Origin of the sequence: Arthrobacter sp. 135MFCol5.1, assembly GCF_000374865.1 — a bacterium.
Lineage (GTDB): Bacteria > Actinomycetota > Actinomycetes > Actinomycetales > Micrococcaceae > Arthrobacter.
In genome coordinates this window covers 451,854-470,968 of record NZ_KB895454.1, presented here as the reverse complement: position 1 = coordinate 470,968, position 19,115 = coordinate 451,854, and the positions used below count along the sequence as shown (strand labels likewise).

General features: G+C 67.6%; 17 protein-coding genes and 3 tRNA genes. 11 read left to right on the top strand and 9 right to left on the bottom strand.

The window, feature by feature from the left end:
* Positions 1-28: 28 nt before the first annotated feature.
* Both xylB and xylA read right to left on the bottom strand, forming a co-directional pair.
* Positions 29-1,447 (bottom strand): xylulokinase, encoded by a 1,419-nt coding sequence (gene xylB / locus C563_RS0108405; protein ID WP_018761598.1) that lies wholly within the window; start codon positions 1,445-1,447, stop codon positions 29-31.
* A gap of 3 nt (positions 1,448-1,450) precedes the next feature.
* A complete protein-coding gene (gene xylA / locus C563_RS0108400; RefSeq protein WP_018761597.1) occupies positions 1,451-2,638 on the bottom strand; it encodes a xylose isomerase in 1,188 nt (395 codons plus the stop codon).
* Between the two features lie 141 nt (positions 2,639-2,779).
* On the opposite strand from xylA, the gene C563_RS0108395 reads away from it, so the two are divergent.
* On the top strand, positions 2,780-4,006 hold the full coding sequence (locus C563_RS0108395) for an ROK family protein (protein WP_026264541.1): 1,227 nt from the start codon (positions 2,780-2,782) through the stop codon (positions 4,004-4,006).
* Positions 4,007-4,057: 51 nt separating this feature from the next.
* Here the strand turns inward: C563_RS0108395 and C563_RS0108390 are convergent.
* Positions 4,058-4,130: transfer RNA gene (locus C563_RS0108390), tRNA-Arg, on the bottom strand.
* Positions 4,131-4,336: 206 nt separating this feature from the next.
* Between C563_RS0108390 and C563_RS0108385 the strand changes: the two genes are divergently transcribed.
* The 3 genes from C563_RS0108385 (at position 4,337) to ettA (ending at position 7,307) form a co-directional block, all read left to right on the top strand.
* Complete coding sequence (locus C563_RS0108385) at positions 4,337-4,894, top strand: single-stranded DNA-binding protein (RefSeq protein ID WP_018761595.1); 558 nt, start codon at positions 4,337-4,339, stop codon at positions 4,892-4,894.
* A gap of 112 nt (positions 4,895-5,006) precedes the next feature.
* Complete coding sequence (locus tag C563_RS0108380) at positions 5,007-5,564, top strand: DUF6993 domain-containing protein (RefSeq protein WP_018761594.1); 558 nt, start codon at positions 5,007-5,009, stop codon at positions 5,562-5,564.
* Between the two features lie 60 nt (positions 5,565-5,624).
* Positions 5,625-7,307, top strand: coding sequence for an energy-dependent translational throttle protein EttA (gene ettA, locus C563_RS0108375; protein WP_018761593.1), 1,683 nt, complete (start codon positions 5,625-5,627; stop codon positions 7,305-7,307).
* Positions 7,308-7,392: 85 nt separating this feature from the next.
* Here the strand turns inward: ettA and C563_RS0108370 are convergent, their stop codons facing one another.
* Entirely contained in the window at positions 7,393-8,328 is a 936-nt protein-coding gene (locus C563_RS0108370; RefSeq protein WP_018761592.1) for an acyl-CoA thioesterase, read from the bottom strand.
* Between the two features lie 64 nt (positions 8,329-8,392).
* Between C563_RS0108370 and C563_RS0108365 the strand changes: the two genes are divergently transcribed.
* Positions 8,393-9,052, top strand: a complete 660-nt coding sequence (locus C563_RS0108365; RefSeq protein ID WP_018761591.1) for a hypothetical protein — start codon at positions 8,393-8,395, stop codon at positions 9,050-9,052.
* 24 nt (positions 9,053-9,076) lie between these two features.
* On the opposite strand, the gene C563_RS0108360 is transcribed toward C563_RS0108365, so the two are convergent.
* Both C563_RS0108360 and C563_RS0108355 read right to left on the bottom strand, forming a co-directional pair.
* Positions 9,077-9,556: a globin gene (locus tag C563_RS0108360; RefSeq protein ID WP_018761590.1), complete on the bottom strand. Its 480-nt coding sequence runs from the start codon at positions 9,554-9,556 to the stop codon at positions 9,077-9,079.
* A gap of 1 nt (position 9,557) precedes the next feature.
* Positions 9,558-10,241 (bottom strand): mechanosensitive ion channel family protein, encoded by a 684-nt coding sequence (locus C563_RS0108355; RefSeq protein ID WP_018761589.1) that lies wholly within the window; start codon positions 10,239-10,241, stop codon positions 9,558-9,560.
* 66 nt (positions 10,242-10,307) lie between these two features.
* Between C563_RS0108355 and C563_RS0108350 the strand changes: the two genes are divergently transcribed.
* Positions 10,308-11,303, top strand: coding sequence for an NAD-dependent epimerase/dehydratase family protein (locus C563_RS0108350; protein WP_018761588.1), 996 nt, complete (start codon positions 10,308-10,310; stop codon positions 11,301-11,303).
* Here C563_RS0108350 and C563_RS0108345 read toward each other — a convergent pair.
* Both C563_RS0108345 and pepN read right to left on the bottom strand, forming a co-directional pair.
* The gene (locus tag C563_RS0108345) at positions 11,300-11,773 is read right to left on the bottom strand and encodes an OsmC family protein (RefSeq protein WP_018761587.1); all 474 of its coding nucleotides are present in this window, start codon (positions 11,771-11,773) and stop codon (positions 11,300-11,302) included. The genes C563_RS0108350 and C563_RS0108345 overlap by 4 nt on opposite strands.
* Entirely contained in the window at positions 11,770-14,343 is a 2,574-nt protein-coding gene (gene pepN, locus C563_RS0108340; protein ID WP_018761586.1) for an aminopeptidase N, read from the bottom strand. The genes C563_RS0108345 and pepN overlap by 4 nt, the downstream gene beginning before the upstream one ends.
* Positions 14,344-14,533: 190 nt before the next feature.
* Between pepN and C563_RS0108335 the strand changes: the two genes are divergently transcribed.
* The 3 genes from C563_RS0108335 to C563_RS0108325 all read left to right on the top strand — a co-directional run bounded on the left by C563_RS0108335 (position 14,534) and on the right by C563_RS0108325 (position 17,092).
* Positions 14,534-15,550 (top strand): hypothetical protein, encoded by a 1,017-nt coding sequence (locus tag C563_RS0108335; RefSeq protein WP_018761585.1) that lies wholly within the window; start codon positions 14,534-14,536, stop codon positions 15,548-15,550.
* Positions 15,551-15,638: 88 nt separating this feature from the next.
* Positions 15,639-16,133 (top strand): ribose-5-phosphate isomerase, encoded by a 495-nt coding sequence (locus C563_RS0108330; RefSeq protein WP_018761584.1) that lies wholly within the window; start codon positions 15,639-15,641, stop codon positions 16,131-16,133.
* Positions 16,133-17,092 carry an Fpg/Nei family DNA glycosylase gene (locus tag C563_RS0108325; protein ID WP_018761583.1) on the top strand — a complete coding sequence of 320 codons (960 nt, stop codon included), beginning with the start codon at positions 16,133-16,135 and terminating at the stop codon, positions 17,090-17,092. The genes C563_RS0108330 and C563_RS0108325 overlap by 1 nt, the downstream gene beginning before the upstream one ends.
* A gap of 45 nt (positions 17,093-17,137) precedes the next feature.
* Here the strand turns inward: C563_RS0108325 and C563_RS0108320 are convergent.
* Positions 17,138-17,211 (bottom strand) — tRNA-Gly (locus C563_RS0108320).
* Between the two features lie 131 nt (positions 17,212-17,342).
* On the opposite strand from C563_RS0108320, the gene C563_RS0108315 reads away from it, so the two are divergent.
* Together C563_RS0108315 and tig are read left to right on the top strand one after the other, a co-directional pair.
* Positions 17,343-17,417: transfer RNA gene (locus C563_RS0108315), tRNA-Pro, on the top strand.
* Positions 17,418-17,497: 80 nt separating this feature from the next.
* Positions 17,498-18,892 (top strand): trigger factor, encoded by a 1,395-nt coding sequence (gene tig / locus C563_RS0108310; protein WP_018761582.1) that lies wholly within the window; start codon positions 17,498-17,500, stop codon positions 18,890-18,892.
* The last annotated feature ends 223 nt before the right edge of the window (positions 18,893-19,115 follow it).

The window sequence follows — 19,115 nt, the reverse complement described above, 5'->3', positions numbered from 1 at the left end:
CGGGTCCCTCGTGGTTTCGCGGACCGCCCTAGGCGTGCGCCAAGGCGACGCTGCGGTAGCGGGCCAGCACGCCGGCGTCGTCCGTTCCCGCGGGCAGCTCGACGGCGTCCGCGGACCAGGCGGGGAACTGCCCGGTGAGTGCGGCGGCGGCCTGGCGGGCCGCTCCGTCCGCGACATACTCGCCCGGGAGGGGAACCGTGACACGGGTTCCCAGCAGGCGCGCTGCGACGTCCTGCACCGCGTCGGACTGGGCGCCGCCGCCCACGAGGAGGATCCGCCGCGCGGCCACGCCCTGGTCCTGCAACGCTGCCAGGCCGTCAGCCAGGGAGCAGACCACGCCTTCGACGGCGGCGCGCGCCAGGTTGGCGGGGGTGTAGTTGGCCCGCGTGATGCCATGCAGGGTGCCGGTGGCGTCCGGGAGGTTGGGCGTCCGTTCCCCGTCGAAGTACGGGACCAGGGCCAGGCCTCCGGCGCCCGGTTCGGCAGAGAGTGCCAGCCTGTTGAACTCCGCCAGGTCGACGCCCAGCAGGGCGGCGGTGGCATCGAAAACACGCGTGGCGTTCAACGTGCACACCAGCGGAAGGTAGTGGCCGGCTGCATCGGCGAACCCGGCCACCAGTCCCGATGCATCCGCCGGCGCCGTGTCCGAGACGGCAAATACGGTTCCGGAGGTGCCCAGGGACATGACGACGTCGCCCAGGTCCGCTCCGGCGCCGAGCGCGGCGGCCGCGTTGTCCCCGGCACCGGCTCCGAGCAGGGAGCCGGCGGGGGTGCGGCCCGCCTGTTCCAGTGGCCCGAGAACCTTGGGGACGGTGGGGACGTGTCCCAGCGCGGATGCCAGGACGTCCGGCAGGTACCGGCCCTCCGCCGACGAGTAGTACCCGGTGCCCGAGGCATCAGAGCGGTCCGTTGCCAGTGCGGCCAGGCCCGACGCGCCGCTGCCGGGCCCGTAACCGGCGAGCCGCCAGGTCAGCCAGTCGTGCGGGAGGCATACGGCCGCGACCTTGGCGGCGTTGTCCGGCTCGTTCTCCGCAAGCCAGCGCAGCTTGGTCACTGTCAGTGAGGCCACGGGGACGGTGCCCGTGGCGTTGGCCCAGTACCGGGCGCCGGCAACGGGGTCTCCGTTGCCGGCGCCGTTGATGAGCTCCACCGCTGCCCCGGCGCTGCGGGTGTCGTTCCACAGCAGTGCCGGACGGACCACGTCACCGTCTGCGTCGAGGCAGACCATTCCGTGCTGCTGGCCGCCGACGGAGATGGCGGCCACGTCATCCAGGCCGCCCGCTTCGGCAACGGCTTTTTGCAGAGCCGTCCACCAGTGGTCCGGATGGATCTCGGTGCCGTCGGGGTGGCCGGCGCGGCCTTGGCGGAGCAGTTCTCCGGTGTCCGCGTCGCGGATTACCACTTTGCAGGACTGGGTTGAACTGTCGATCCCTGCGACGAGTGCCATGGCCTAGCGGGCGCCCAGGAGGTGTTCGATGGCAAGCTGGTTGAGGCGGACGAACGCGAAGGAGCGCTCGGCGGCCTTGTCGGCGTCGAAGTCCTCGAAGGAGGCGGCGTCGGCGAGCAGGTCCGCGGTGCTTTCGCCGGCGTTGAGCGTGGGCTCGCCGAGTTCGAAGACGCCGGAGGCCTTGAGCGCCTCCTGGACTTCGGGGTTGGCGCGGAAGGCGAGGGCCCGCTCCTTGAGCAGCAGGTACATGGACATGTTGGCCTTCGCGGATTCCCAGACGCCGTCGTAGCCGTCGGTGCGGGAGGGCTTGTAGTCGAAGTGGCGCGGGCCGTCGTACTTCGGTCCACCCCCCGGGAAGCCGTTTTCGAGCAGGTCCACCGTGAAGAAGGCGCTGGTCAGGTCGCCGTGGCCGAAGACAAGGTCCTGGTCGTACTTGATGCCGCGCTGTCCGTTGAGGTCGATGTGGAAGAGTTTGCCGGCCCAGAGGGCCTGGGCGATGCCGTGGGTGAAATTCAGCCCGGCCATCTGCTCGTGGCCGGTTTCCGGGTTCAGGCCCACGATGTCGCCGTGTTCCAGTTGGGCGATGAAGGCCAGGCCGTGTCCGACAGTGGGCAGGAAGATATCGCCGCGGGGTTCGTTGGGCTTGGGTTCCAGTGCGATCCGCAGGTTGTAGCCCTTGTCCTTGATGTAGCCCGCTGCGGTGTCCACGCCCTCCTTCATCCGGTCAAGCGCGGCGGCCAGGTCTTTGGATCCGTCGTACTCGCTGCCTTCGCGGCCGCCCCACATGACGAAGGTTTCGGCCCCGAGTTCCGCGGCGAGGTCAATGTTGCGCAGGACCTTGGAGAGGGCGAAGCGGCGGATGGAGCGGTCGTTCGAGGTGAAGCCGCCGTCCTTGAACACCGGGTGGCTGAACAAGTTGGTGGTGACCATCGGGACCTTCAGGCCGGTCTCTGCCAGGGCTGCGCGGAAGTTCTTGTGGATCAGCTCCCGCTCGGAGGCGGTGGCGTCAAAAGGGACCAGGTCGTTGTCGTGGAAGGTGATGCCATAGGCGCCCAGTTCGCTAAGCCGGTGGACTGCTTCCACGGGATCCAGCGCGGCGCGGGTGGCCACGCCGAACGGGTCGGCGCCGGTCCAGCCGACGGTCCAAAGGCCAAAGGTGAACTTGTCAGCGGGGGTGGGGGAGTGAGTCATGATGCGTCCTTGCAATCGAGTGCTCCGCCGGATGCGAAGCTTTAGTTTATTGCCTGAACTATATGGGTGGACGTAGGGTGGGGTCAAGGGTCCGGCGGGCACATGACGGCCGGGCCCACGTGCTGACGGAGGAGCTTTGTGATGGTGATACCGGCACCTGCCGTGGCGGGATCCGGGGGGTCGGCCCCTGGAAGCGTGGGTGACGTCCGGCGAAGCAACCTGGCCTTGGTGCTGGGGCGGATCGCCGAGTTCCCGCGGGGGGCCCATCCCAGTCGTGCCCAGCTGGCAGCCGCTACCGGCCTGACCAAGGCATCCGTGTCCAGCCTGGTGCTGGATCTCCTGGATGCCGGCATCATCCGCGAGATCGGCTTCAACCCGCAGGGGCGCGGGCGGCCGGGTGTCGGGCTGGAACTTAACCCCGGCCGGGCAGTGATGGGGATGGAGATCAATGTGGACTACATCTCCGCTGCAGTGGTTGACTTGGCCGGAAAAGTGCTGGTCCGTGAAGTGCAGGAACGCGACAACCGCAACAGCGTGGACGGTCCCGTCTTGGCGGCGCTCGCCGTTTTGGCCGCCCGGGTTCGGGGTGCGGCCGGGGGACACGGCGTCGAGGTCCTGGGCGGCGGGCTCGCAGTGCCCGGGCTGGTGGACCCTGCCGCCGCACGGGTGCTCACGGCACCCAACCTGGGCTGGGCCGGCGTTGACCTTGACCTTGGCGCCCTCCTGCCGGAAGCGCCGTTGGGGGTTGCCCTCTTCAACGAAGCCAACGCTGCGGCCTTGGCCGAGCTGCGGCACCGGCCCGATGGGGCATCCGATTTCCTCTTTGTCTCCGGTGAGGTGGGCGTCGGTGGCGGCCTGGTGATTGGGTCCGAACTCTTCACGGGCCCCGGCGGCCATGCCGGCGAAGTGGGCCACATCGTGGTGGACCCCGACGGCGCGCGATGCTCATGCGGCGGGACGGGCTGCCTGGAAACCGTGGCCGGCCAGGATGCCATCTTCGAGGCGGCGGGGATTGGACCCGTGGAACATTCGCGTTCGGCCGCCATGGCCAAGCTCCTCCAGGCGCTGGACGCACGGCAGCCCGGGGCGTTGGCCGCCGTCGAGCGTGCGGGGCGCTGCCTGGGCATAGCGCTCGCGTCAACAGCCCGGGTGGTCAATATTGCCTCCGTCGTCCTCGGCGGCCACTTCGCCGTCCTCGAACCATGGCTCCGCAGTCCGCTGCTTGAGAGCCTGCAAAAGTACGCTCCAGGCAGGTACGCGGCCGGCCAGGTCTCGGTATCGGCCGTGGGGGAGTCGGGGGCGCTCCTGGGTGCTGCCGGCAGTGTCATCCGGTCGCTCGTCGAAGCGCCGCACAAGCTGCTGGCATAGCAAGGGTTAATGCAAAAAACGCCCCGGTCCGAAGACCGGGGCGTATCCGGGTGCCCCAGGAGGGAATCGAACCCCCGACCGGCGGATTAGAAGGCCGCTGCTCTATCCCCTGAGCTACTGAGGCAATGGGTTCCGGCCTGTACGCCGGCGCCTCGAAAAGTTTACCTTGCCGGAGCTGCCGGCGCTGTCATCCGTCACCCACTGTCCCTCCACAAAGGCGCCTGCACCCTCGTTGTCCACATACACCAACCTCCCCCTCCTTCCGTCCGCCGTCGGGCGCAATGCTGGTCATGCCTGCACAGGGCAGCACCATTGAGACAGGACGAAGAGATGAGCGAAACGATCACCATCCGGGGCTTCGTGGCCACCGAGATCACGAGTTCCACCACGCCGGGGGGAGTGGCCACGGCCTCTTTCCGCGTCGGTTCCACCAGCCGCCGTTTCGACCGGGAAACCAAAACCTGGCATGACGGCCACACCAACTGGTTCACCGTCCAGGGCTACCGCCAGCTCGCGGGAACCCTTGGATGCAGTATCCGGAAAGGACAGCCCGTCATCGTGGTTGGCAAACTGAAGATCCGCACCTGGGAGAAGGACGGGCGCATCTACCACTCCACCGTCATTGACGCCGACACCGTGGGGCACGACCTTTCGCTGGGCTCGGCCAACTTCATCCGGACATCGTCACGGCCGGCGCTCTCGCTCGTGGAACAACCACCAGCCCCCGAGCCCGGCCCCCACCCGGGCTTGGACCAACTCCCGGATGAGCCCGAGGACAGGGACGACGAACACCCGGACGATGAAGGCCATCTGTCAGTGGTCATCGAGGACAGTGATGGTGCCATGGCCTCGCTTGACCTCGAAACGGGGGAACTCGCAGAAGTCTAGGAACCACGCATCAGCCTTCAGCGCGTCCCATCAGGTCCCGGGCGGGCGGAGCGGCGGCACCCCCCGGCCGTCCACCGCCCGTCCGCTTACGGGGCCATGGCAGAATGGCACCATGCGGCACACCCTTTCCCACCGGCAGTACAACCGGGCCGGTGCAGCGCTGGCGTGCGCCGTCCTGGCCACACTCTTGACAGGGTGCGTTGCCGGTCCTGCATCGAACGATCCTGCCATGGCCCAGCCCGGCAACCCGGCTCCGTCAGCTGTCGCCCAGGCCACGCAGGGACAGTCCGCGCGGCCCCAGGCCTCGGCGGCCACTGGTGAAAACAGCGGCGGGGCGCTCGCGGACACCTCCGGAGCTTCGTCGCAGGCCTCCGACGCCGCGGCCACCGAGACGGTGAAGCGGACGGTCACCGACGCCCTGACCAAGTTGGCCGCCGGTGCCCCCAAACCCGCCACGGGGCAGGTAAGCGACGCCCTGACGGGAGCCGGCATTTCACCGGGCGTGCTCCAGGTCTCGCAAAGCCGCACGCCGACCGGGCTGGAAGCGGATGCCATCGAGGCGGCGGTGCTGCAAGGCAAGGACTGCGTGATCGGACAGGTCCGGGAAGGGGCCGTGACCGTCACCGTCCTGCCCGTCCTTGCCAGCGGGAAGTGCTTCGTCGGGTCCTGATCGATCCGAAGGATCCCTGCAAATGTGAGATCTGCCCGCCGACCCACTAGATTTGAGACCATGGCGGAATTTATCTACACAATGACCAAGGCCCGCAAGGCCGTTGGCGAAAAGCTCATCCTTGATGACGTAAGCATGTCCTTCTTCCCGGGTGCCAAGATTGGTGTTGTGGGCCCCAACGGTGCCGGTAAGTCCACCATTCTCAAGATCATGGCCGGGCTGGACACGCCCTCCAACGGTGAGGCCAGGCTCAGCCCCGGATACAGCGTGGGCATCCTGCTTCAGGAACCGCCGCTGAACGAGGAAAAGACCGTCCTGGGCAACGTCCAAGAAGGCGTTGGCGAGATCTACGGCAAGATCCAGCGCTTCAACGAGATCTCCGAGGAAATGGCCAACCCGGACGCCGACTACGACACCCTCCTCGAAGAGATGGGCAAACTGCAGGAAGCCATTGATGCCGCCGACGCCTGGGACCTCGACTCCCAGCTCGAGCAGGCCATGGATGCCCTCCGCTGCCCGCCGGCCGACGCCGACGTTACCAACCTTTCCGGTGGTGAGCGCCGCCGCGTGGCACTGTGCAAGCTCCTGCTGCAGAAGCCGGACCTGCTGCTCCTCGACGAGCCCACCAACCACCTGGACGCCGAAAGCGTGCTGTGGCTCGAGCAGCACCTTTCGAGCTACCCGGGCGCCGTCCTCGCCGTCACCCACGACCGGTACTTCCTCGACCACGTGGCCGAGTGGATCGCCGAGGTGGACCGCGGACACCTCTACCCCTACGAAGGCAACTACTCCACCTACCTGGAGAAGAAGCGCGCCCGCCTTGAGATCCAGGGCAAGAAGGACGCCAAGCAGGCCAAGCGCCTCGCGGAGGAACTGGACTGGGTCCGCTCCAACGCCAAGGGCCGCCAGACCAAGTCGAAGGCGCGTCTGGCCCGGTACGAGGAAATGGCTGCGGAGGCCGACCGCACCCGCAAGCTTGACTTCGAAGAAATCCAGATCCCGCCGGGACCCCGCCTCGGCGGCGTGGTGCTGGAGGCAAAGAACCTCCAGAAGGGCTTCGAGGACCGGACCCTCATCGACGGGCTGTCCTTCAGCCTGCCGCGGAACGGCATCGTGGGCGTCATCGGCCCCAACGGTGTTGGCAAGACCACGCTGTTCAAGACCATCGTGGGCCTGGAACCGCTCGACGGCGGCGACCTGAAGATCGGCGAGTCGGTCAAGATCTCCTACGCGGACCAGAGCCGTGGCGGCATCGACCCCAACAAGACCCTGTGGGAGGTCGTGTCCGACGGGCTGGACTTCATCCAGGTCGGCAACGTGGAGATGCCCTCCCGCGCCTACGTTGCAGCATTCGGCTTCAAGGGCCCGGACCAGCAGAAAAAGGCCGGCGTCCTGTCCGGTGGTGAGCGGAACCGCTTGAACCTTGCCCTGACCCTGAAGCAGGGCGGCAACCTGCTGCTCCTTGACGAGCCCACCAACGACCTCGACGTCGAAACCCTCAGCAGCCTGGAGAACGCCCTGCTGGAGTTCCCCGGCTGCGCCGTCGTCGTTTCCCACGACCGGTGGTTCCTCGACCGGGTGGCCACCCACATCCTCGCGTACGAAGGTGACGAGGAAAACCCCTCGAAGTGGTACTGGTTCGAGGGCAACTTCGAATCCTACGAGGAGAACAAGGTCGAACGCCTCGGACCCGACGCTGCCAAGCCGCACCGGGTGACCCACCGCCGCCTCACCCGCGACTAAACCGCGGGCCGACAAAGCGGCCTACCCACGAAGACATAAGGGCGGCACCCGAGAGGGTGCCGCCCTTATGTCGTCCAGGGATTCCCTATGACCCGGATTCGGGTGGTCCCGCCGTGTCGAGCGGGACCCGCACCATGCCCTCCTGGGCCACGGAGGCGACGTGCTGGCCTGCCCTGTTGAAGATCCTGCCGGTGGCCAGGCCGCGGGCGCCCTGGGCGCTGGGCGACTCCTGGACGTACAGCAGCCAGTCGTCCACCCGGGCGGGACGGTGCCACCACATGGCATGGTCCAGGCTGGCAACGTTCATCCCGGGGGTGATCCAGCTCAGTCCGTGCCTCCGGAGGATTGACTCGAGCAGGGTGTAGTCGCTGGCATAGGCCAGGGCCGCCCGGTGCAGGTTGGGGTCGTCCGGCACGGGACCGAGGGTCTTCATCCAAACGGCGTTGCGCGCCTCGCGCGGACCATTGGCCGAAACGTACAGGGCAGGGTCTACATGCCGGATGTCGAAGGGCCGCTCATACGCCCAATGCCGCGCCACCGGATGGTCGAACTTGCCCAGCAGGTCCGCAGTGCTGGGAAGCGACTCCGGATCCGGGATCCCGGCCGGCATGGCGGCCGCGTGTTCAATGCCCTCGGCTTCAACCTGGAAGGAAGCAATCATGGACAGGATCGGCACACCGTCCTGGTAGGCATGGACACGCCTGGCCGAAAACGACCTGCCGTCCCGCAACCGCTCCACACCGAACGTGATGGGCTTGTTGGCGTCGCCGGGCCGCAGGAAGTAACCGTGCATGGAATGGACCAGCCGGTCCGGATCAACCGTCCTGGTGGAAGCAACAAGCGACTGCGCCAGCACCTGGCCGCCGAAGACCCTGTGATGCGGCTGCCGCTGGGAGGGGCCAAGGAAGATGTCCTCGTCCGTCCGGGCGCCTTCGAGATCACCAAGGTCCAGCAGTTCGATCAGCGATGAGGTGGGATCGCCGCTGGGGGGCGCCAGCAGTCCGGCTTCGGCTTCAGTCATGGTCCGACTCTAGACGGCGGCCGCGGAACCACTCAACCTGCCCGCAGCCGGTAGTGTTCTTGTTGTGTCTGATCTCCTCACTTCGTCCTTCCGTTTCGCCGATCCCAGGGATCTTGCGGACCTGAAGACGTTCGCCACCCGCGCCAAGGCAATTGACGACGGCGCCATCCGGCTTCAGGCCGCCGGCTCCGTCCTGGCGGCCTACGTGTGCGTCCTGCGGCCCCGGCTGCTTGGTGAATCGACCCCCACCATCCTGGGCCTGCGCACCATGGCGCTGGCGGAGCCGTCAGCGACAGACGTCACGGTGCCCCTGGCGGCCGTCCTGGACCGGCTTGCCCGCGCCGGCGCATCCGACGTCGACCTGCCGGTTCCGCCCACCACCGTCACCGAATCCTGGACCGGGGTAGGCGCCCCGCGTGGCGGATGGGAGCCGCTGGGCGCCATCAGCGACGCCCGCCTGCGGGAGGCCGCCGAGTCGGGCATCGGCGAAGTGGCGGGCATCGTGCCGGACAAACCCGGCGCCCTGATCGTCAACAACGCCCGGGCTGCCGTGTGGGGACGCGAACTGGACCACTCCGGCCTGCCGGCCGGCGCAGCTTTCGCAGCACTTGCCCTGGGGTTCCTTGCCGACGGCGAACAGGCACTCTACCGTGCCGGCCGCTGGTTCAGGCTCAGTGGCCCGCGCGGGCACGTCCTGGCGCGCACCGGCAGCGGCCTCCTGTAAACCCGGGCTCCTGGCGGGCGGGCATCACGCGCCGGACGGACTGTTCACCATGGACAGGGCCGCACGCTCCATGTACTCCCACAGTGTTCCCTCATAGAGCGGCGGCAGGTCCAGGGCGTCCACTGCCGCGCGCATGTGGAACAGCCACCGGTCCTTTGCTTCCGGCGTGACCTTGAAGGGCATGTGCCGCATCCGCAGGCGCGGATGCCCGCGCTCCTCACCGTAGGTTGTGGGTCCGCCCCAGTACTGCTCAAGGAACATCAGGAACCGGCGCTTTGCCGGAGCCAGGTCTTCCTCCGGGTACATCGGCCGAAGCAGCGGATCGGCGGCGACCCCGTCGTAGAAAACATCAATGAGCTTCACGAACGTCTCGTGGCCGCCCACGGCTTCGTAGAAACTGTCGGTGTACGCCGGCTGGCTGAAGGGGTCGTTCTGCATCAGCTGGGGCCGCTGTGGCTGGAGGGGGCCCGGGACCCCGGGGCGTGGTTCGATGGGAAGAGTCATGCTACTCGCCGGCTTTCTGGTCAGTCTTTGGGGTCTCCACGTGGGCAGAGGCCTGGTCGGTGGTACCGTCCTCGGACTCATGCAGCGGAAGGTAACGGCCCTGCGAGCGGTTCCCCACGCGCAGGATCTCGCCATTGCGCAGGTACCAGATGGCGCCGTCGTCGGAGCGGACCCGCGTGATCCGGAGCCCCATGGACTCCACGACGCCCACCACCTCGCTGGTTTCGATGACATCGCCGATGCCGTACTGGTCCTCGATGGTGATGAAGATCCCGGCCAGGAAGTCGCGGATCAGCTGCTGGGCGCCAAAGCCGATGGCCACACCCAGGATTCCCACGCTGGTCAGCAGGGGAGCGATGTTGATGTCCAGGTTCTGCAGGACATACATGCCGGTGATGACTGCCACCAGGACCCCGACGATGCTGTTCAGCAGCGACCCGATGGTTTCCGCCCGCTGGACGCGCCGTTCGTGGTCCAGGGCCCTGAGGGCAGGTGCCACCCACTTGAACGTGGGTTTCTTGAAGAAATTGCTTCCGGACGCCACCCGCTTGGTGATGCGCGAGATGATGAAGGTGGCAACAAGCCAGACGCCGACACCGACACCGACGCTGATCACTATGCCCGGAACGCTGACGCCGCCGGGCTGGCTGGAGACCGGGGGAATGATGGACAACATACTGACCATGGGGGGAAATAGCTCCTTGGGGGTTTGCGCTGTTCTCTTTCAACCCTAGCGCCGTAGCGTGGAGCAATGCGCATCCTCATCCTGGGCGGTACGGCCTTCCTCTCCAAGCACATTGCCGCGCAGGCGTTGGCCGCGGGACACGCCGTCACCTGCCTGGCCCGGGGAACCGCGGGTGGACCGCCGCGGGGCACGGCATGGGTGCAGGCGGACCGGGCCGCCGGCGCTGCGGCATATGCCCAGGTGGAGGGCGAGTGGGATGCCGTGATCGAGGTGGCGCGGGACCCCGGACCTGCCCGCGGCGCACTCAAGGCGCTGGCCGCCCGGACGGGGCACTGGACCTTTGTTTCCAGCTGCTCGGCCTACGCGGACCATTCGGTCCCGGGCGCGGCGGAGGACGCACCCCTCCTGCCTCCGCTCGCTCCGGGGATTCCGTCCGCGCCGGAGAACTATGGAGAGTCCAAAGTGGCCATCGAGGCGGCCACCCTTGAGGCGACTGCCGGGAACGCCCATCTGTGCCGCGCCGGCCTGATCAGCGGCCCCGGCGACCCGTCCGACCGATACGGCTACTGGCCCGCGCGCTTCGCCCGTAACCAGGAGCCGGTACTGGTCCCGGACATTGCCGCCCATCCTACCCAGGCCATTGACGTCCGGGACCTGGCCGCCTGGATCCTGGCCGCGGCCGTACAGGGCACCACCGGTGCCTTGAACGCCTGTGGGGAAGAGGTGCCGTTCGGAGCCCTGGTGGATGCCTGCCGGGAAACAGCAGGCCACCAAGGTGCTCCGGCCACTGCCGCCGAAGCGTGGCTGGTGGCGCAAGGGATCAACTACTGGTCAGGCCCGGACTCCCTGCCGCTCTGGCTCCCGCCCGGCCACGAGGGTTTCATGGCCCGGAGCAACCAGGCCGCCAGGGCCGCGGGAATGGTGCTGCGGCCCTGGCGGGAAACCCTGGCGGACACCTTGGCCGACGAACGCGCCCGGGGGCTGGACCGGCCCCGCAAGGCCGGCCTGTCGCCCGAGATGGAGCAGCGGCTGATCGCTATGCTCCACCAAGGCGGTGCCTAGCCTGCCACCGTAACGGGCTGGTGCCCCACCGGGAAGTTCACGCTCCGGGCAATGAAGCACACCTGGTTCGCCTCATGGTGCAGCCCGGCGGCCAGCTCAACCTGGCCGGCGTCGGCCACGGTGACCCTGGGGTGCAACGTCACTTGTTCGAACTGGCCGCTGCCGTCGCGGTTGAGCCGCATTACCCCGGAGGCCTCGTCCCGATAGTCAGTGACCACCACGCCATGCTTCACGGCCACGTGCAGGTAGGACAGCATGTGGCACTGCGCCAGGGCCGCCAGGAGGAGCTGTTCGGGGTTGTACCGTTCCCGGTCCCCATGGAATGTCGGGTCCGCCGAGCCCTTCAATACCGGCAGGCCCGGGATGAGCACGTCATGGTCCCGCGAGTAGCTCCGGTACGACGACGTGCCGCCACCCCGGTTGCCGGTCCACTGGACCGTCAGCGTGTAGGTGTGTTCGCCGATGCTCACCCCGCGCTGCCGTCCGGCAGCACGTCGGCTGCGCGGGCGCGCAGGGCCCGGGCCACGCCGTCGCGGTTTTCCAGCATCATCCGCCGCAGCGCGGCGCTTTCCGCGGGCAGCGCCGCCAGGAAGGCGTCGGTCTGGTCGATGGTGGCCTGCGTGGTCAGCAGCGCCGGGTAGAGGCCGACGACGATCTGCTGGGCGAGTGCGTGGGTCCGGGTCGCCACGATGGCCGGCACCGCCGCGAAATACTTCTCCGCGTACGGCTCCAGCAGCGACCGGTCCCGGACCCGCATGAAGCCGGCCACGGCCGATCCCTGCAGGGCGTTGGACAGGTCACCCTTGACCACGATCGACTCCCAGGCGGCCGCTTTGGCCTCCGCCGTGGGAAGCGCGGCCTTTGCCAGGGCCGCGGCGTTCTGCCCGCTGGACGTGTTGTCCCGCTCCAGCTCGGCGTCGATGCCGTCCTGGCCCATCCGGCCGCCGGCCACCAAGGATGCCACGAGCTCCCACCGGAGGTCCTGGTCGACGGCCAGCCCGTCCAGGACCGCTGAGCCGTCCAGCAGGGCCGCTACCCGGTCGAGCTGGGACGCGCTGCCGGCAAGGAGGGCAAAGGACTTCACGAACTGCAGCTGCGCGTCGGAGCCGCCGGGGACTTCCGATGCCAGCTCCCACAACCTGTCTGCGGCTGCCACCATGGTGGCTTCGCGGTGTTCTTCCGTCACGTAGAAATTCAGGGTGGTGGCCAGCTGGCGGAGCTGGACCAGGATGACGGACGAATCGGTCTCCGCGGCCACATTGGCCAGGATCAGCTCCACGTACTTCCGTGCCGGTGCCTGGCCGTCCCGGGCCGCATCCCATGCCGAGTTCCAGACGAGGGTGCGGGGCAGGCTGGCCTCGAAGTCCTTGAGGTGTGCGGTGGCGGTGGCCAGGGATTTCGGGTCCAGCCGCACCTTGGCGTAGGCGAGGTCATCGTCGTTGACGAGGATCAGGTCCGGCTGCGCCAGGCCGGCCACGCCCGCCACCTCCGTGCGTTCGCCGTCGACATCCAGCTCCTCGCGGTGCACCCGCTCCAGCTTTCCGGCGTCGTTGAGGTTGTAGAACCCCACGGCAAGGCGGTGCGGCCGGAGGGTGGGCCACTCCGGAACGGCGGACTGCACGATCGCCAGGGACTTCAGCGTCCCGTCCTGGTCCACGTCCAGCTCGGGGGTGAGGGTGTTCACGCCCGCCGTCTCGAGCCACTGCCGGCCCCAGCCGTCAAGGTCGCGTCCGCTGGCCTTCTCCAGCTCCACCAGCAGGTCGCGCAGCTCGGTGTTGCGCCAGGAGTGCTTGGCGAAGTACTCCCGGACGCCGGCCATGAACTGTTCAGGACCCACCCAGGCCACCAGCTGCCGGAGCACCGAGGCGCCCTTGGCGTAGGTGATGCCGTCGAAGTTGACCTCGACATCCTGCAGGTCGTTGATCTCGGCGAAGATGGGGTGGGTGGTGGGCAGCTGGTCCTGGCGGTAGGCCCATGACTTCTCCACGGACGCGAACGTGGTCCAGGCACTGGTGAAGGACGTGGCCTCCACCGCGGCCAGGTGGGACATGTACTCCGCAAAGGACTCGTTGAGCCAGAGGTCGTTCCACCACCGCATGGTCACCAGGTCCCCGAACCACATGTGGGCCAGCTCGTGGAGCACCGTAATGGCGCGCCGCTCGATCTGCGCGCCGGTGACCTTGCTGCGGAAGACGTAGCCCTCCAGGATGGTGACCGCGCCGGCGTTTTCCATGGCGCCGGCATTGAATTCCGGCACGAACAGCTGGTCGTACTTCTCGAACGGGTAGGGGCAGCCGAACTGGGCTTCGAAGAACCCGAAGCCCTGCCGGGTCAGTTCGAAGATATTGTCCGCGTCCAGGTACTGCATGAGCGACTTCCGCGCGAACACGCCCAACGGGATGACGCGTCCGTCCGAGCTGGCCACCTCGCTGCGGACGGACTGGTACGGTCCGGCGATCAGCGCGGTGACGTAGGAGGACAGGCGCGGGGTGGGCGCAAATGCCCATACGGACCTGGCTCCGCCGTCCTCCGCGGGCGGGGCCTGCACCGGCTCCGGGGTGGGGGAATTGGACACCACATCCCAGTGCGAGGGCGCCGTGACCGTAAACGCGAAGGTTGCCTTCAGGTCGGGCTGTTCGAAGACGGTGAACATGCGGCGTGAATCCGGAACCTCGAACTGGGTATAGAGATAGACCTCGTTGTCCACCGGATCCACGAACCGGTGCAGGCCTTCGCCGGTATTCATGTAGGGCATGTCAGCCACGACGGTCAGCTCGTTGTGCTCCTCCAGCCCGGGCAGTTGGATCCGCACGCCGTCGGACACGGTTGCGGGATCGAGGGCGCGGCCGTTCAGCGTCACGCGGTGCACGGTCCGGGTCACAGCATCAATGAAGCTGGACGATCCCGGCACGGCCGTGAACTTCACGGTGGTGGTGCTGCCAAAAACCTCTCCGCCCCGGGTCAGGTCGAGGCTGACATCGTAGGACTCGGCGGTGATCAGTTCGGCGCGCTCACGGGCTTCGGCGCGCGTCAGGTTCATACCTGGCAAAGGAGGGCCTCCAGAGAAGTTTCGGTTGCCGGCCGGTGGTCCCGGTTCCGGCACTGTGCTGCATTCTTTCATCCTTGCAGTCCTTGGCAAGTTGCCCGGGTCACAGCTTGCCCGGGTCACAGCGCGCCGCGGCCCCGGCCGCGTCATTTCCTCCCGGGGTTGCGGGGGTAGCGTTGGAGGCATGGGAAAGCTGCTGGATTCGGTGGATGCCAAGGCGCTGCGCTTTGCCCTCGGGTTCCCCGTCGCGCTCGCCGCCGCCTTCGCCTTCTGCGCCTGGCTGCTCCGGCCTGACCTTCCAGACCCGCTCGCGGTGCGCTGGACGGCCGACGGCGGTGCCGCCTTCGCCCCATTCGGCGCCTATGTGGGCGCAGGGGCCGGGGCGATTGTGGTTGCCGGCTGGGTGGTCCTGCTGCAGGCGGTGCCCCTGGGCAGGCCCGTGCTGATGCGCCGGATCATGATGGGCACCGGCTTCTTCCTCAGCCTCTTTATCACCTCGGCCCTGGCGGCAGGCCTCATCGGCCAGGTGGGGCTCGCTGACGCCCGGCAGTCACGCGTGGACATGACCGTCCTGGCGCTCGGGAGCGGCGCTGCTGTTTCCCTGGGCGTCACCATGGCCATGGTCTACAAGGCTGACCGGCAGTGGTCCCCGGACGACGACCGTGCCCTGCAAACCGCCATCGCCAGGGAAACGGACCCGGATCTCGCCTTGGACACCATCCGGTTGTGGGTGCACGCCCGGAGCTCGGTCTTCGTCATGATCGGCATCGCCACGCTGTTCCCGGCAGCGCTGCTCGCCGTCGTGCTGCCGTGGCTCGGGATCCTGCTGGTCCTCCTGGCCGCCGTCAGCACGGCGTTCCTGTTCGCCCGCGTCAAAGCTGACCGCGGCGGCCTGAAAGTCCTGCTTGCCGGAGTGGTACCTGTCATGGATGTCCCCGCCGGCGCCATTTCGGCCGCCAGCGCAGCCGAGGTGAGGGCCGCTGACTACGGCGGGTGGGGCTACCGGCACCACCGCGGCACCGCGGCGATGCTGGTCAGCAGCGGGCCCGCCGTCGTCGTGCGCAAGACGGACGGCCAGCGCCTGGCCGTAAGCGGCGGCACCCAGGACTCTGCGGCACGGCTGGCCGATGTCCTGACCAGGGTCGCGGCCAGGGCACGGCGCGGGGGCGGACCGCCGGCGGTTGGGCAGCCCGGGTCCTGACCCCGGAACAGTCCTAGTATCCTTATCCGTGTTGTTCCGGCCCCCACCCGGCCGGCCGCCAGCCCACCGAACCGAACGGATCTTGCTCGTGACAACTTCCCCTGCCTTCCCGCGGGTCCACATCGCTACCGACCACGCCGGGATGGAGCTCAGCGCCCACCTGGTGTCCCACCTGACGGGCAAGGGGTACGAGGTGGTGGACCACGGGCCCAAGGTCTACGACGCCCAGGACGACTACCCCTCCTTCTGCATTAACGCCGCCCTCGCCGTGGTCGCCGACCAGCAGGCAGGCGTGCACGCCTTGGGCATCGTGCTGGGCGGTTCCGGAAACGGTGAGCAGATTGCCGCGAACAAGGTCAAGGGCGTACGTGCCGCCTTGGCGTGGAACCTTTCCACCGCCACCCTCGCCCGCGAGCACAACGACGCGAACGTGGTGGCGGTGGGCGGCCGCCAGCACTCGGTGGAAGAAGCCACCGAACTGATTGAGGCCTTCCTTGCCGAGCCGTTCAGCAACGATGAGCGCCATGTCCGCCGGATTGGCAAGATCGCAGCCTATGAGGCCACGGGCGAGGTCATCGAGTAGTGCCTGAGGGACATTCGGTCCGCAGGCTCGCCCGGCAGTTCGGAGACGTCTTCCTTGGCGAGACCCTGGCTGTTTCCAGCCCGCAGGGCAGGTTTGCCGGGGGAGCGGCCCTGCTTGACGGGCACGCCCTCGTCGCCGCCGAGGCACACGGCAAGCACCTGTTCCTCCGCTTTGACAACGCGTTGGTACTGCACGTCCACCTCGGCCTGTACGGCGCCTGGAGCTTCGGCGGCGACAGTACTTTCGCCGGCGCCTCCAGTATTGGCGCGCCCCGCCGGGTGGGGGAGCGGGAAGCCTTTTCCGGCGGGGATGACGACGGCGGCGAAGCGTACGAGGGTCCGCCGCCACCGGTGGGGGCCGTCCGGGTCCGGCTGGCCGGGAGCCATGGCTGGGCGGATCTGCGCGGGGCAACCACCTGCGAAACCATCACCGCCGCGGAGGCGGACGCCGTCCTGGCCCGGCTCGGACCGGATCCGCTGCGGAACCTGCGGGGCGACGCGGGCCGGTTCGCGGCGAACCTTCGGGCCCGGAAGACGCCGCTGGCTGCGCTGCTGATGGACCAGAAGATCATTGCCGGGGTAGGCAACGTCTACCGCGCCGAAGTTCTGTTCCGGCGCCGGCTGGATCCGTGGCTTCCCGGCGGCGCCGTCGCGGACGGCGATGCCCGGAAGCTGTGGCGTGACGTCGTCGCCGTCATGGCCGACGGCGTCGCCGACGGGCGGATCATCACCACGCCGCCAAAGTACTGGACCCTCAACGGCACCACGGCGGCCAAGGCCGCTGCGGCCGGGAATCCCGTGCCGCCCAAGGGCGCGCACTTCCCCGCCCGCGAGGACGTCCACTTCGTCTACAAGCGGCAGGGCCTGCCCTGCAGGGTGTGCCGGACCACCGTGCTCGTCACCGACCTCGTGGGGCGAAACCTCTACTGGTGCCCCTCCTGCCAGCGGCCGGCCGAGTAGGAAAAACGAAGAAGGCCCCTCCATGGAGGGGCCTTCTTGTGTTTATGGAGGGGACGACGGGAATCGAACCCGCGTAATCAGTTTGGAAGACTGAGGCTTTACCATTAAGCTACGTCCCCGAAGGAAGATCCGCTTTTCGCGGAAACTCCGGGCTGGCTGTTGAAGCCGGATACAACTAAACCTAATCCATGGCCTACGTGTCAAATGTGCATTCGCGACGCGTATCACCGTAGACTTGCCTGTGCACTTACGGGGTGTAGCTCAGCTTGGCTAGAGCGCCTGCTTTGGGAGCAGGAAGTCGCAGGTTCAAATCCTGTCACCCCGACTCTGCGGCCAGGACCAGCAGGCCTGGACATCCAACGCGTTTTGCAGAAACCCATCCCACAACCCAGGAGTACTTAGACCGTGAAGAGCGCTGTCGAGAACCTCACCCCCACGCGGGTCAAGCTCAATGTTGAGGTCCCCTTTGAGGAACTGAAGCCCAGCATCGACTCGGCCTACAAGACCGTTGCCTCGCAGATCCAGGTCCCCGGGTTCCGCAAGGGCAAGGTTCCCGCCAAGCTCATCGACCAGCGCGTCGGCCGCGGCTACGTCCTGGAGACCGCCATCAACGATGGCCTCAACGGCTGGTACCAGGCTGCCGTGCAGGAATCCGGCATCCGCCCCCTGAGCCGTCCCGAGGTGGAGATCACCGAGGTGCCCGATCCTTCCGCAACCGACGGCGGCCTGAAGTTCGCCGCCGAGGTTGACGTCCGCCCCGAAATCGAACTCCCGGATTACTCCGGCATCGAGGTCCAGGTCGCCGCCGCGGAATCCTCCGAGGCCGACGTGGACAAGGCCCTCGACGAGCTGCGCGGCCGCTTTGGCACGCTCAAGTCCGTTGACCGTCCGGCCGCCGACGGCGACTTCCTGACCATCGACATCACCGCCACGATCGACGGCGAAGAGGTTGACTCCGCTGCCGGCCTGTCCTACCAGGTGGGTGCCGGCACCATGCTCGAGGGCATGGACGAGGCCGTAACCGGGCTCAGCGCGGATGAGGACGCCATTTTCGACACCACCCTCGTGGGTGGCGACCACGCCGGCGAAGCCGCCCAGGTCAAGGTCGTTGTGAAGGCCGTCAAGGAGCGTGAACTGCCCGAAGCGAACGATGATTTCGCCCAGCTGGCCTCCGAATTCGACACCCTTGCCGAGCTCCGCGAGGACCTCGCCAAGCAGGCTGCCGACTCCAAGATCGTCGAGCAAGGCGTCGAAGCCCGCGACAAGGTCCTCGACAAGCTCGTCGAGCTGGTTGAGGTCCCCGTTCCCGACTCGGTGGTCGAAGAGCAGCTTGAAGCCCACTTCCAGGAGGGCAACGGCCACGGAGACGGCGAACACGACACCGAAGAGCACCGCGAAGAGGTCCGCGCCAACACGGCCCGCGCCTTCCAGAACGAAATCATCCTCGACGCCATCGCGGAGAAGGAAGAAGTCAACGTCAGCCAGAACGAGCTGATCGACTACATCGTCACCACCGCCAGCCAGTACGGCATGGACCCCAACCAGTTCGCCCAGATCATCGATCAGAGCGGCCAGGTCCCCATGATGGTTTCCGAGGTCCGCCGCCGCAAGGCACTGGCCGTCGTCCTGGGCCAGGCCACGGTGACCGACACTGAGGGCAACGCAGTCGACCTGAGCGACTTCGTCCGCCCCGGCGGCGAGGAAGTTCCTGCTGCGGAAGCCACTGAAGCTGACGCCACCGACGCGGCGGAAACCGAAACTGCCGAGGCAGCGGAAACCACTGCCGAGGCCAAGGCATAGTCCTTCCCAGCCGCAGCGAACGGCCCCTGGATCCTTCCGATCCGGGGGCCGTTCGCGTTGGGCGGCAAACCGGAGCGGGGCGCTGTCCGCCGATCGTGCGCCGTCAGCGAACAGCAGTCAGTGCGCGAACAAATCATCCGGGAAACCGGTTAGTGTCCAAGTAGTGATTTTCAGTGATGTCACCGTCACCAGTGAGAGGTAAATAAACATGTCACAGCACTCA